9 protein-coding genes and 1 pseudogene are annotated in these 13,526 nt (G+C 59.5%); 2 read left to right on the forward strand and 8 right to left on the reverse strand.

The window, feature by feature from the left end; translation table 11 throughout:
• Positions 1-308: 308 nt before the first annotated feature.
• Complete coding sequence (locus RW095_RS08310) at positions 309-1,754, reverse strand: IS1182 family transposase (protein WP_317015625.1); 1,446 nt, start codon at positions 1,752-1,754, stop codon at positions 309-311.
• A gap of 325 nt (positions 1,755-2,079) precedes the next feature.
• The gene (locus RW095_RS08315) at positions 2,080-3,102 is read right to left on the reverse strand and encodes an IS110 family RNA-guided transposase (RefSeq protein ID WP_317015627.1); all 1,023 of its coding nucleotides are present in this window, start codon (positions 3,100-3,102) and stop codon (positions 2,080-2,082) included.
• Positions 3,103-3,329: 227 nt separating this feature from the next.
• On the opposite strand from RW095_RS08315, the pseudogene RW095_RS08320 reads away from it, so the two are divergent.
• Positions 3,330-5,998, forward strand: a pseudogene (locus RW095_RS08320) (Tn3 family transposase); the annotation flags it as partial.
• A 379-nt stretch (positions 5,999-6,377) separates the two neighbouring features.
• Here RW095_RS08320 and RW095_RS08325 read toward each other — a convergent pair.
• From RW095_RS08325 to RW095_RS08350, 6 genes are all read right to left on the reverse strand, one after another.
• Complete coding sequence (locus tag RW095_RS08325) at positions 6,378-7,730, reverse strand: purine-cytosine permease family protein (RefSeq protein WP_317015628.1); 1,353 nt, start codon at positions 7,728-7,730, stop codon at positions 6,378-6,380.
• Positions 7,731-7,959: 229 nt separating this feature from the next.
• The gene (locus RW095_RS08330) at positions 7,960-8,955 is read right to left on the reverse strand and encodes a 5-oxoprolinase subunit C family protein (RefSeq protein WP_317015630.1); all 996 of its coding nucleotides are present in this window, start codon (positions 8,953-8,955) and stop codon (positions 7,960-7,962) included.
• On the reverse strand, positions 8,945-9,823 hold the full coding sequence (locus RW095_RS08335) for a 5-oxoprolinase subunit B family protein (RefSeq protein ID WP_317015631.1): 879 nt from the start codon (positions 9,821-9,823) through the stop codon (positions 8,945-8,947). Before RW095_RS08335 ends, RW095_RS08330 begins: the two co-directional genes overlap by 11 nt.
• A complete protein-coding gene (locus tag RW095_RS08340) occupies positions 9,820-11,262 on the reverse strand; it encodes an acetyl-CoA carboxylase biotin carboxylase subunit (protein ID WP_317015633.1) in 1,443 nt (480 codons plus the stop codon). The genes RW095_RS08335 and RW095_RS08340 overlap by 4 nt, the downstream gene beginning before the upstream one ends.
• A 5-nt stretch (positions 11,263-11,267) precedes the next feature.
• A complete protein-coding gene (locus RW095_RS08345; RefSeq protein ID WP_317015634.1) occupies positions 11,268-11,510 on the reverse strand; it encodes an acetyl-CoA carboxylase in 243 nt (80 codons plus the stop codon).
• Positions 11,511-11,545: 35 nt separating this feature from the next.
• Positions 11,546-12,325: a 5-oxoprolinase subunit PxpA gene (locus tag RW095_RS08350; protein ID WP_317016656.1), complete on the reverse strand. Its 780-nt coding sequence runs from the start codon at positions 12,323-12,325 to the stop codon at positions 11,546-11,548.
• 267 nt (positions 12,326-12,592) lie between these two features.
• Between RW095_RS08350 and RW095_RS08355 the strand changes: the two genes are divergently transcribed.
• Positions 12,593-13,510: a LysR family transcriptional regulator gene (locus RW095_RS08355; RefSeq protein ID WP_317015635.1), complete on the forward strand. Its 918-nt coding sequence runs from the start codon at positions 12,593-12,595 to the stop codon at positions 13,508-13,510.
• Positions 13,511-13,526: the final 16 nt, after the last annotated feature.

Genomic DNA, 13,526 nt, shown 5'->3' on the forward strand with positions numbered 1-13,526 from the left:
CGGCGCTCTTGTTCATTCAACGGGTCGCCCCGTGCGGCAAACCGTAAGCGCCTCGATCTGATTTCCCGCAAGGTGCGTTGTGCTGTGTCCGGCCGCTGGTTGCAGTTCTCAGATAGTGCCACCGCCGTCCGCAACGGGTCCAGGCTGTGTGGAAACGCCAAGAGAGTTTCAATGCACGCGGTTCCGACCTCGCATCACACGTGTGGCGGTTTGCATGTTGACGGTTCATTCGGCGATGACGAACTGCTGAAGGGGTCTAGCGCCCTTTAACTGGCGATTGTGAGCTTGTTTTTACGGTCGATGGGTACTCAGGCACCCACCAGCCGCATCGCTTTCATTGTCCTTTGGAATCCCAGGATTCTCAGCACTCTTATGAGGTTGTAGGCAAGCACGTTCAGACTCATCTCGGTCCCCACGTTGGGCATCCGGCGTGTCAGGAAGTGCGTGTACCCCATCCAGTGCTTGAACGTCCCGAAGACATGTTCGACGGTGCGTCTGCGTATCGTCATCGCCTCTGGCGTTTTGTCGATTTGACGTTGAACACCTTCCAACACCGACTCGTGCTCCCATCGGGTGATTCGTCGATATGGACTTGGCGTGCATTGAGATTTTATTGGGCAATGAGGACAGGCGCTGCTCCAGTAACGGCGCAATTGCATACCGTGTTCCTCTCCTGTGAAACGGTAGATTGCCCGTTCACCGGCTGGACACTGGTATTCGTCGTCCCGCGCAATGTAGATGAAGTCAGCCCTATCAAATCGACCATGGCATTTCGCGCTCGATGTCGTGGGTTTCGGCAGCATTACCGCGATCCCGGCATCCGCACACTCTTTGATCTGAAGCCCGCTGTAGTAGCCACGATCGGCGACTGCGCGCAGTCTGGTCTTGCCCATCGCATCGCGTGCAGCTTTCGCTATGGGGCTGAGTTGCGCCCGGTCGCTGCCAGAGTTTGTGACCTCGTGAGCAACGATGAGGTGGTGTTTGGCGTCTACTGCCACCTGTACGTTGTAGCCGACCATTCCCGAGCCTTTGCCGCTCGTCGCCATGGAGCGCGCGTCGGGATCAGTCATCGAGAGTTGGCCATCAGGCTGCGTCTTGAGTTGCTCCTTGATCTGATCAAGGTTTCGCATCTGCTCGCGCAAGCGTGCGATCTTGTCCTGCAACCGGGTCGTCTTCGCTTCCAGCTCAGCGGGTTGCGTACGATCGGCAGTCTCCAGCGCGTTCAGATACCGCTGGATGCTCTCCTCGATCTGCTTCTGACGCTTGTCGACCTTACCCTCTGTGAAGTTGCGATCGCGGGTGTTGACTGCCTTGAACTTGCTACCGTCGGTGGCAACGAGCGCTTGCGAGAACAGCTTCAGTTCGCGGCATAAGATAACGAAGCGGCGACATACGTTGCGGATGCCGGTGCCGTTGTCACGGCGGAAGTCAGCTATGGTCTTGAAGTCCGGCGCCAAACGGCCGGTGAGCCACATCAATTCAACATTGCGTTGGCATTCACGTTCCAGGCGGCGGCTCGACTGGATCCGGTTCAGGTAGCCGTAGATATAGATCTTCAGCAGCACGCCCGGATGATATGACGGGCGACCTGTAGTCGATGGCATCGCTCCATCGAAGCCCAGTGATTCAAGGTCAAGCTCTTCAACGAACGCCTCGATGATTCTGACCGGATTGTCCTCGGCGACGAAGTCATCGAGGCACTCTGGAAGCAGCGTCACCTGCTTGCGATCTTCACCTTCTATGAATCGCTTCATCCGGTCACCCAGGCTGAATGAGTTAATCCAGTTTAGGCGATCATGGCGTATTCACACAGCCTTATATGGACACCGCCCGGTTTGCCAAGTTGATCCTTTGTGATACGTGAACAAGGTATCGGCTGCGGTCTTATATGCGGCCTTTTGCAAGCCGAAGCTGCGGGCCCTGATGGAATTCGCCAGGAACGTCCTCATCTCGGTCACGTGCTTGAAGCACAAGACTGTGTTCAGGTTTGCGTTCCTGCGGTCCGACCTGTCTCGCCATCACATTGAAATCAACCTTAGCAACCTACCAGTTCCACAACGATTCAAAGTGCTCGTCCTGTTATGCAGGTCTGTTGCTCACATGATGCGCTTCATACGAAGTCCCGTGAGCGAGGATCGCCCAAGCGATTCGTGCCATTTTGTTCGCCATGGCCACTGTTGCTACATTTGCTGGACGTCGCACCTGTATTGCCTTTTGCCATGCGGTTGGTACCTTGGTGTGACACAGAACAGAACGCGCCCCATGTATCAGCAACGTACGCAAGTATGGGTCGCCACGTTGGGAGATCGAGCCCAGCCGTATCTTTCCTCCGGTACCATTCTGACGAGAAACAAGTCCCAGAAACGCAGCGAACTCGCGCCCCGACCTGAATGTCTTCGCATCTCCAATTGTAGCCACCAGCGCCGTTGCAGTCAGGCGGCCGATACCCGGCACTTCGGAGATCGCACGATATGCCGCTTCGTGTTTCTGCCAGGCGCCAATCCGCTTCTCGAGTTGATCGATGTCCTCGTCAAGCAGGTTGATGCGACGCAACTGTTCGAGAAGGTTAAGAAGTATCGATCTTGGCAGGGTGTCTTCGAGTTCTGCCATGCGCTCCCTGATCTCGTCGAGTCCTGCTACGCGTCCTGCGCGAAACGTAGCGCCGAATTCATACAGCAGCCCACGCAGCTGATTTATCTGCATCGTTCGAAATTTGACGAGCAACGAGCGCATACGATGAAGGCTTAGCATCACTTGCTGATCCTCCGTCTTGGCGGCAACTGTGCGCATGCCGGGTTGCTGCACCGCAGTCCAGATTGCCCGGGCGTCCGCCGCGTCAGTCTTGTTCGTTTGCACGAAAGGTCGAATGAATTGGGCGTGTAATAGCACCACCTCGTGTCCGAGCGCGCGAATCTTGCGCGCCCACCAGTGAGCACTTCCGCAAGCTTCGAGGGCGACGCGACCAGCGGGGCGCTGCGCCAGAAATGCAATTAAATCGTCGCGTCCGAACTTCCGATTCGCGATCTCGCCAGTTTGGGCGTCGACCCAGTACATCTGGAACACCCGCTTTGCAATATCGAGTCCGTATGTCGTAGCATTCATCTGGGGCCTCCGTTCCTTAAGTGGTTGTGTCGCAACTCCCACTTTGGCACATTGATGCCGTTCGGTCCTGGAGGCCCTCTATCGGCCCAATTCCCCGGAGGGAGGGCGGTGTCCATTCCATCTCGGTCACTTATGTTCGTCGATGTGATGACGATGGGCGAAGACGACCAACCGCGCAAGCTGTGTGAACTGGTGCTCGCCAAAGAAGACCTTCTCGCAATGCTGGAGAACACCCCAAATGTGAACACGCGCTCGAGCTGCAGGCGGCCCTGCAAATGCGCCTGCTTACGGTAGCCGACTATATCGTCCGGCGGTGCAATCGCTCGTCGACCTTGCGATGCAGACTGATAAAGGCATCGTACTCGCGCAGGCGCTCCTTGAGCACCTGCGCCGACTGGCAATACTGGTTCCCGGGTCAAGTGTCATCGAGCGCGTCTGTGCGGAAGCGGTTACGCGTGCGACGCGCCGGATCTACGGCGTGCTCACTGAATCACTGTCGGATGACCATCGGCAACGCCTCGACCAGTTGCTGCAGCGCCGGGCGGATGGTCGGATGCCCTGGCTCGCGTGGTTGCGCCTGCCGCCTGGTAAGGCAAGTTCTCGCCAGATGCTGCAACATATTGACCGTCTGCGAATCCTGCATGCCGTCGACCTGCCCGCAGGCCTCGACCGGCTGGTGCACCGGAACCGGTTGCTCAAGATCGCACGGGAAGGCGCGCAGATGACGCCGCACGATCTTGCAAAGTTCGAAACGCAACGACGTCACGCGACACTGGCGGCGATCGTCATGGAAGCTAGCGCAACGGTTACCGACGAGATCGTCGATCTGCATGACCGGATCATTGGCCGATTATTCAATGCGGCGAAGAAGAAGCACCAGGCGCAGTTTCACCGATCCGGCAAGGCGATCAACGACAAGGTGAGACTCTACGGGAAGCTTGGCCGGGCCCTCCTGAAGGCGAAGGAAAGCGGCGATGATGCGTTCGGCGCAATCGAATCCATCATGTCGTGGGAGGCCTTTACGAAAAGCGTCAGCGAGGCCGAGCAACTTGCCCAGCCTGAAGCGTTCGACTTCCTGCATCAGATCGGCGACCATTATTCGACGCTGCGACGATACGTACCAGCCTTTCTCGAAGTCCTGAAACTGCGCGCGGCACCGGTGGCCACTGACGTGCTCGCTGCCATCAACACGATCCGGACGATGGACAACGAGGGCGTACGCAGGATGCCACCCGATGCGCCGACTGCCTTCATCAAGCCACGATGGAAACCGCTGGTGTTGACCGACACTGGTATCGACCGCCGATACTATGAACTGTGCGCCCTGTCCGAACTGAAGAATGCGCTGCGCGCGGGCGACGTCTGGGTACAGGGCTCCCGGCAGTTCAAGGACTTCGACGAGTATCTGCTGCCGGCGGACAAGTTCGAGGAAATCAGGCGGCACGATACTTTGCCGTTGCCTATCGTCACTGACTGCGACCACTACCTGAACGAGCGGCGGCAGTTGCGGAGGAGCGGCTGAAAACCGTCAGCCAGTTGGCCGCTGCAAACGATCTGCCGGACGCCATCGTCACTGAAGCGGGGCTAAAGATCACGCCGCTCGACGCGGCGGTACCCGACCTTGCCCAAGCGCTGATCGACCAGACGTCGCTCATGCTCCCGCGCGTGAAAATCACCGAACTATTGATGGAAGTCGATGCGTGGACCGATCACCCGTCACTTCACGCACCTGAAGACCGACGAGACGGCGAAGGACAAGACGTTGCCGCTTACTTCGATTCTGGCCGACGGGATCAATCTTGGGCTGACCAAGATGGCAGAGGCATGCCCGGGCACGACCTACGCGAAGCTGTCGTGGTTGCAGGCCTCGCATATCCGCGACGAAACCTATTCCCAGGCCCTGGCCGAACTGGTCAACGCACAGTTCGCGCATCCGTTCGCAATCCACTGGGGCGACGGCAGCACCTCGTCGTCGGACGGTCAACGCTTCCGGGCGGGCGGTCACGCTGAGAGTACCGGGCACGTGAACCCGAAGTACGGCACTGAGCCCGGCAGGATGTTCTACACTCACATCTCCGACCAGTACGCACCGTTCTATCCGCATCTCGTCAATGTCGGTGTGCGCGATTCAACTTACGTGCTCGACGGGCTTCTATATCACGAGTCGGATCTACACATCAAGGAACATTACACCGATACCAATGGTTTCACGGATCACGTCTTCGCGCTGATGCCGAGTAGATGCATCAGCCCCGCATCCGTGATCTGCATGACATGAAGCTGTACGTGCCGGGCAGCATCAAGGATTATCCCGCGCTGGCCTCGATGATTGGCGACTCATATAACGAGAACCATATCCGGAGGAATTGGGACGAAGTGCTGCGCCTGGCGACATCAATCAGGCAAGGCACCGTCACCGTCGCTAATGCTGCGCAAGCTCGGTAGCTATCCGCGGCAGAATGGCGTCGCCGTGGCGTTGCGCGAAATCGGGCGAATCGAGCGCACATTGTTCATCCTCGACTGGCTGCAAAACGTCGAACTGCGTCGCCGCGTTCACGTCGGGTTGAACAAGGGCGAGGCCCGCAACGCACTCGCACGGTCAGTGTTCTTCTATCGCCTCGGTGAAATCCGCGATCGAAGCTTTGAAGCGCAGCGCTACCGTACCAGCGGCCTGAATCTGGTGACTGCGGCGATCGTACTGTGGAACACCGTCTATCTGCAGCGGGCCGTGCAGGCAATGGCCGCCCGGGGCGAGTCGGCCGACGCAACGCTACTACCATACCTTTCTCCACTCGGCTGGGAGCACATCAACCTGACAGGCGATTACGTGTGGCGTGAGGATCCGAAGGCGCGGCGCGGTGGATTCCGGCCACTGCGCCCGGCCCGTGACCACTAACATCAAAATTTCCTGTTAGGGTGTTCAACGCGGCAACTGTTTTGCGTACGCTGGCTGAGCAGCTCAGACCGGCCACTTTCGTCCGATATGACGAGTCATGCGAGCGCCCCTGGTCTACTAACGAGAGACGGTGGATGGTGAGACGGTGGATGGTGAGACGCTGAGCTTCAGTTTATTAATCTGTGCAGTCGGTTGCTGAGTGTGAACCGCAGGTGCCGACTGCAAGTTCTACCCACAGCGTGAAAAACACAAAAATGGCGTTGGATCGGCAAGGCTCCGCAAGCCGTCACCGCCTCCTAATGGCTAAGCACCCTGCACAAACCCCGAGATATAAGTTTCTGAAAGGCGGCTTGGCCGCCTTCCGATGTCTGCCTATGTTCTAGCCACGCACGAACCATGTTCGTTTAGCCGAAGCGAGCATGCCCCGATACACAAGCCAGGACACGACAAAACTTGCTGGCGCGGAGAACGACTGCACCTGTCCCGGCACATTCATCAATACAAGGCCGGCGAACGCACCTGCAAACCATGCGGTCAACCCGCCCGGATTGAAAGCAGGCACATGCGAATCGCGGCATTCGATTTCGCTGCCGATCAGTTCGTCGTAGCGTGTTGAAAGGATGTGTGCGAGCGCCACACCGACCCACGCGACCACGAAGATTCCCTGATACGCCAGCGCCTGCAGGATTTTCGAGAATACGTCGGCCATCATCAAGGCATAAATAACAGCGCCGACGACGAGTGCCCACACGAACTTCGGCGCGCGAAGGGCGGCCACTTTCTGAAAGAAAGCCTGCATGTTGATGGCAGCGAGATAGTAGTTCGCGGTGTTGATGCGCGACTGAGTGACCCACACGAACAGCAGGCCCCAGATCCCCATCAGCTTGAGCAGCGCAAGTACAACGGATACTTCAGAGAGTGTGCCGAGGCCGGGAATCGTGCTGACCAGATAGATGCCGACAGCTCCGTTCAGCAGGAACGTGACCAGATAGAACGGCATGCCAAAGTTGAAGCGGCCGTGGTAGCCCGCGTCCTCCTTGCGCCCAAAGCGGGCGTAGTCGAAGGTGAACATCATCAGCACCCAGACGCCCATGTAATACACAAAGCAACTCCACCAGCCGTTGGCCGGTGTGCTGCCCTTCGGGCCGAAGTCGAGCCACGCTGCGTTGTAGCCATATTCATGTGTAGCCAGCGCGACGGCAGCGACCAGTCCGAGCAGATAGAACGGCAACAGCACGCCGTTGAATTTGTCGAGCCAGTGCTGCACACTGCCGAACACGAGCGGCACGCTGTAGCAAACAACGATCAGCGCCGCCCACCGGTAGTCGAGCACAGGAAACAGGTTATGCGCCGCAACGGCGATCACGGATCCTTCGAATACCGCGTAGTAGATCGCAGTCGCGAAGAAGATCAATGTGGCGAGCGCAGCGCCCGCGCTGCCAAACAGGACCCGCGAAAATAGCGCGACGGACAGGCCGGTACGAACCGCGTAGCGGCTGATGATGGAATTGACAAGACCGTACGACACTACCGAAAGCGACATCCCGATCAAGGCGTTGCGCGCACCGTAATTGAGTGCAAGCGTCGCGCCGACCACAATGTAGAACACCGCGCTGCAAACCGCCCACCAAGCCATCGTGAGCGAAAACGCCGGCATGCGGGCGTTCTCCGGAATGGCGACGGTCGATAGATCGAGATCGTTTTCGGCTGGTTCCTGTGCCAGATTGGCCATGATCGTGCTCCTCAATGCATTTGCAGGTTTGGAAACGACGCCGTGATAGGGACCGTGTCCGGTACCAAGGCGACGTGTGAAAGAAAGACAACCAATGTGGCGAAAAATGACGAACGCACGCGTCCGCATGCAACGCGTGGCGCCGCACGATCGGATTGGCGAAAATGCACTTACGGGATCACGGGGCAGGCGCGTGAGGTAGCCTGCCCGTGAATGCGTCCCTTGCACGCTAGCGCAGCAACACCTCGCGCAACCGGGCGAGCCGCAGTTGGGCGTCGCGGCGGGCAGCGAGCGCCTGCGTCATGGTGACGGACAGGAAGTGCGCCTGATGGTTGGGTTGCATTTGCCCGATCAGATCCATATCGGCGCTGATGACCGTGCCGATCGTGGCGTACCCGCCGCCGGACACCGCGTCACGATGCAGGATGATCGGTTCGAGTCCGGCTGGGACCTGGATCGAGCCGATCGGATAGCAGGCGTCGACGATGTTTGAGGGATCGGAGCCTGCGCCAAACGGCTGCTCGCGTTCGCGAAATTTAAGCGCCCGGCCCTGCTTATAGCGATAACCGATACGGTCTGCTTCAGGGGCGACGGTCCATGTGTCTTCGAAAAACGTGATGGCCGACTCGCCCGTTAGACGGTGATGGTAGAGGCCCGGCAGCACGCGCAATTCGACTTCGCGAGAGAGCGGCGTGCGCAACCGCTCCGGCAATTCAGTGCCTTCGCGAGCAGGCCCTCGGGCGCGGCCGATTCCGAGCCGGTCGCCCTTCTGCAGGCGCCGCCCCTCGTGGCCGCCGAAAGCCCCGAGCGCGTATGTGGAGCGGCTTCCGAGCACCATCGGTACGTCAATGCCGCCTGCCACCGCGAGACAGACCCGCGCCCCCCCTTTCACATAATCGAACGTCAGCGTGCTGCCTGCCTTGATTCGCAGGGCGACGTTGCAGGCCTGGGCCACGTCGTCGATTTTGGGCTGCATTTCAGCGCCCGTCACGGCAATCAGCGTGTCCACATGAAACAGAAGCTGGGGGCCGAGAAGCGTGCATTCGAGGGCAGCCGCATTTTCGGGGTTGCCGACCAGAAGATTGGCCGCGCGCAATGCATATTGATCCAGCGCGCCGCACGGCGGAATGCCGACGTGGTAAAACCCTTGCCGGCCGGTATCCTGCACCGAGGTAGCCAGTCCGGGCTTGACGACCTCGATAGCGCGGAGAAGATTAGTCCGCATTGAGCACCTCGATCAATGAACGGTTGTAGGCTTCGGGGTCACGCATAAAGGATCCGAGCGAGAAATTCACATCGCGCACGCGCAACGAATAAGTCCCTGCATCGACAGCGGCCGCGGCCTGGCCGTAAGCGTCACGATCGATCGGCTTGAACTTTACGATGTCACCGGGCCGGAAGAACACCATGAAGTCGCGCAGGTAGTCCAGACGTTGTGCCGGATCGAAGATCGGTGCGGGCGTCACGCCGAACATCTGGTAGCCTCCCGCGCCGCGCACCGAGTAAATGCAGCCGAAGCAGCCACCATGACCGACCGTCAACCTGGGGGTATCGGTGCGAGGCCGAAGATATTTCGGCACCTGCAACTGACGGGCACGTTCGACCATCTGGAACATGAACGGCAAGCCGGCCACGAAGCCCACCATGGAGACAAACCACGGGGAGCCGGAGTGCGCCGCGATGAAATCGTCGACATCCTTCTTCCCGTTGATCCGTGCCGCGTATTCCAGGTCTGTCGAGTCAGGATCCTGATGGCGCTCGCGAAAACGCATCAGTGTCTCGTGCGTCCACGGATCGTTGTAAAGCACGGGCACCTCGACAATGCGTGTCGCGAGGTCCAGCTCGGTTGCGCCAGCGGCTTCGGCCTCGATCTGCCTGAGTAGCGCGAGCAGCGCGTCCGGCTCGATCACGTCTGGATCGTAGCGGACCTGGTAAGACGCGTTAGCCGGGCAGATCTCTGTCACGCCATCCACCTTGCGGCGCTGCAGTTCTCGCGTGATCGCAGTCCCCTTGAAGAACGCTTCGAGCGACATGTCTTCGCTGATCTCCACGAAGATGAACTCGTCGCCGCCGAATGTGTAGCGGATCGTCATACCGCCTCCTCGTTCCCTGTCGTGGCTGCCACCCGTTTGGTGCGCCAGTCCGTCATCCATACTTCCAGATAGTTGGTGTGGTAACGGCCGGCGCGAATGTCGTCGTCTTCAAGCAGCGCGCGGTGAAGCGTCGCGGTGGTCTTGATGCCCACGATGCGCAGTTCGCTCAACGCCCGATTAAGCCGGGCAAGCGCTGCAGGCCGGCTTTCGTCAAAGACAATCAGCTTGGCGAGTAGCGAATCGTAGAACGGCGGGACGGTGTAACCTTGGTAGAGCATCGAATCGATGCGCACGCCAGGGCCCGTCGGCCAAACCAGTTCGTCGATTCGGCCCGGATTTGGACGAAAATCCTGCTCGGGGTCTTCCGCGTTGAGCCGGCATTCGAGTGCGGCGCCGCGCATCACGATGTCGCTCTGGCTGAAACGCAACGGTTCGCCGTCCGCGATACGAAGCGTCTCGCGAACCAGATCGATTCCGGTGATAGCCTCGGTCACCGGATGCTCGACCTGGATGCGTGTGTTCATTTCAATGAAGTAGAACTCGTCGCGCGTTCCATCGAACAGATATTCCAGCGTTCCGGCACTGCGATAGCCCACCTGCTTCGCTAACCGCGTCGCAGATGCGCACAGCGCATTGCGCAGCGCCGGCGTGAGCGAAGGTGACGGCGCTTCCTCCAGAATCTTCTGGCGCCGCCGCTGCAGCGAGCACTCGCGTTCGAACAGATGGACAACGTCGTTGCCGTCGCCGAGTACCTGCACTTCGATATGCCGGGCGCGCGCAATGAATCGTTCGAGATACACGCCGCCGTTGCCAAATGCTGCTTGGGCCTCGCGTTGCGCAAGAGGCAATTCAGCGTCGAGTTGGGTAGCGTCGTGCGCCACCCGGATGCCGCGTCCACCGCCGCCGGCTGCTGCTTTGATCATCACCGGATAGCCGATTCTTGTGGCGATCTCGCGCGCTTCGTCGAGAGACAGGACAACGCCGTTGCTACCGGGGACTGTCGGGACGTCGGCGCGCTGCGCTGTTTCTCGCGCCTTTGCCTTGTCGCCCATGGTCGCAATGACACTCGGCGAGGGGCCAACAAAGATCAACCCGGCGTTCTCAACTTGCGCTGCAAATGCGGCGTTTTCCGAGAGAAAACCGTATCCTGGATGAATGGCATCCGCCCCGCACTGCTGTGCGGCAGCGAGGATCGCCGCCGGGTTTAGGTAGCTTTTCGCCGCATGCGCGGAGCCGATGTGAATGGCCTCGTCGGCCATGCGCGCGGCTAGGCTGTCGCGATCGGCATCGCTAACCACCACGACCGCCCGCATACCCAGTTCATGTGCCGCGCGGATAACGCGCACCGCGATCTCGCCGCGATTGGCAACGAGCACCGTGCGGATTCGCTTCGGCTGATAGAACATGCCCGGGGAGTGGCCCGTGTTCGACGTATTCATCGTGGTCACCCTTCGATCCGCATCAAGACCTGTCCTGCATCGACCGGCTCGCCGTCGTCCACAAGAATTTCGGTGACGCGGCCTGCCACGCCCGTCTCGACATCGTTGAACTGCTTCATCACCTCGACGAGCCCAACCACCGCGCCGCTTTCGACGGATACGCCTGCTTCGACGTAGGGCGCGGCCTCCGGCGACGCGCGCCGATAGAAGGTGCCGGGTAGGGGGCTGACAATATCGTGCAGTGCCATGGATGTGCTCCTCAAGTCTTTTCGGATAACGGGAATTAGCGGGCGACCGGGTATAAGGGGGCTGCCACACGGATATCGTGATTGGTCAGTGCGGCGCGAGTGGCCTCGACGAGTTTGAGCGCGCCCGGCGTGTCGCTATGAATGCAGACCGAGTCGAAATCGATGTCGATGTCATCGCCGTCGACTGTGGCCACCCGTCCTTCCACGCAGGCGCGTAACACCTTCGCCGCCACCTGCGTCGGATCGAGCCGTCCGACGCGACGGGTGAAGACGATTGACCCGCTGCGATCGTAGTCTCGGTCGGCGTAAAACTCACGGATCACCGGCTGGCCGAGTTCGCGCGCGATCCGATACGTCACCGACGCTTCCATGCAATACAGCAATAGTGTGGGATCCAACGTCTGAAGCGTCCCGATCAGCAGGCGCGACAGGTCTTCGTCGCGCGCAGCGAGCATGTAAAGCGCCCCGTGCGGCTTCACGTGCTGCACGCTGACGTTGTAGAGGCGTGCGAATTCGCGCAGTGCGCCGAGCTGGTAGGTGATGTCGTTGACGAGCGCCTGCGGCGTCTCGGCAATATTGCGGCGGCCGAAGCCCACCAGATCGCGAAATCCCGGATGCGCGCCGATACCGACGCCTGCCTGTTTTGCGAGTTGCACCGTGCGCGCCATGATGTTTGGGTCGCCTGCATGAAACCCGGTTGCGATGTTGGCGGAGCTGATGAGGGGCATGATCTCCTCGTCGACGCCATCACCGATCTTCCATGAGCCGAAACCTTCCCCCATGTCGGAATTCAAGTCGACACTATGCTTGTTCATACTCACTCTCTCCTGGGTCAGCAGCCCGGTCAGCTTGAAGGACACGTGCCAGACCGGCTCAGAAGACGTTATCCGCTCGCCGGCCGCCAAAATAGTTCTATTTTTATATGGCACGGTATCTGTTTTTCAGATAACTGCGGCAGACGGAGGACGGGGGAGATCAGGCATGCATCAGCCTAGTCTTGGGGGGATGATCCAAAGCCGTTTTCGATCACTTGCGAGAGTAAGATATTGCACCGGGCAATATCATTTTTTCAGGTGGACTCCATGGCATTGACTCTCCGGCAGCTGAAATACTTCGTCGCCACGGCTGAGCTCGGTCAGATTTCACAGGCGGCCATTCAACTGACGATTTCGCAGTCGGCAGTGACCAATGCCATCAAGGAGCTGGAGGACAGCCTCGGCGCGCAACTGTTCATGCGCACAGCGTCCGGGATGACCTTAACCAATACCGGGCGGCGTTTCCTCAACCAGGCGTACACGATCCTGTCGTCGGTGGATGAGGCAATGCGCATTCCGAATCTCGAAAGCACGCTCACGGGAACCTTGACGCTTGCCGCGAGCTACACCGTACTCGGCTATTTTTTGCCGCATCATCTGCAGCGTCTGAACACGCTCTATCCACGGCTCACCATCCAGCTGCACGAGCTAAACCGTGAGTCGATCGAAGAGGGGCTGATCGCAGACCGATACGACATGGCCGTGCTGCTCACATCGAACGTTGCGAATCCGGCGTTGATACTTGAGCCGGTCATTCATTCGGTGCGGCGCCTGTGGTTGTGCGCGCAGCACCCACTGTTAAAGCGCGAGAACGTGACGCTTGCCGATGTCGCCGCCGAACCGTTCGTGATGTTGACCGTCGACGAAGCGGCCTTTACGGCCTTGCGCTACTGGAACGAGACGCCATACCGGCCGAACGTGAAACTACGCACATCGTCCGTTGAAGCGGTGCGCAGCATGGTGGCAAATGGAAGCGGCGTGGCGATCCTGTCGGACATGGTGTATCGCCCGTGGTCGCTGGAGGGCAGACGCATCGAGACCATACAGCTACGCGACCCGGTGCCACCGATGAGCGTGGGCCTCGCATGGCGCAGAAGCGCCGACTTGAGTCCGGCGATGCATGCGGTGCGCGAGTACTTCCGGCACACGTTCATGGAACCTCGAGGGTTCATCGGCAGCAGTTGAACTACCTGGTCGGCGC

The sequence above is a fragment of the Paraburkholderia kirstenboschensis genome (genome assembly GCF_032806925.1).
Lineage (GTDB): Bacteria > Pseudomonadota > Gammaproteobacteria > Burkholderiales > Burkholderiaceae > Paraburkholderia > Paraburkholderia kirstenboschensis.

Bases quoted from the DNA above. Each gene is read 5' to 3' on its own strand.
- RW095_RS08310 (WP_317015625.1), bottom strand. From the start codon at position 1,754: ATGAAGCGATTCATAGAAGGTGAAGATCGCAAGCAGGTGACGCTGCTT.
- RW095_RS08315 (WP_317015627.1), bottom strand. From the start codon at position 3,102: ATGAATGCTACGACATACGGACTCGATATTGCAAAGCGGGTGTTCCAG.
- RW095_RS08325 (WP_317015628.1), bottom strand. From the start codon at position 7,730: ATGGCCAATCTGGCACAGGAACCAGCCGAAAACGATCTCGATCTATCG.
- RW095_RS08330 (WP_317015630.1), bottom strand. From the start codon at position 8,955: ATGCGGACTAATCTTCTCCGCGCTATCGAGGTCGTCAAGCCCGGACTG.
- RW095_RS08335 (WP_317015631.1), bottom strand. From the start codon at position 9,823: ATGACGATCCGCTACACATTCGGCGGCGACGAGTTCATCTTCGTGGAG.
- RW095_RS08340 (WP_317015633.1), bottom strand. From the start codon at position 11,262: ATGAATACGTCGAACACGGGCCACTCCCCGGGCATGTTCTATCAGCCG.
- RW095_RS08345 (WP_317015634.1), bottom strand. From the start codon at position 11,510: ATGGCACTGCACGATATTGTCAGCCCCCTACCCGGCACCTTCTATCGG.
- RW095_RS08350 (WP_317016656.1), bottom strand. From the start codon at position 12,325: ATGAACAAGCATAGTGTCGACTTGAATTCCGACATGGGGGAAGGTTTC.
- RW095_RS08355 (WP_317015635.1), top strand. From the start codon at position 12,593: ATGGCATTGACTCTCCGGCAGCTGAAATACTTCGTCGCCACGGCTGAG.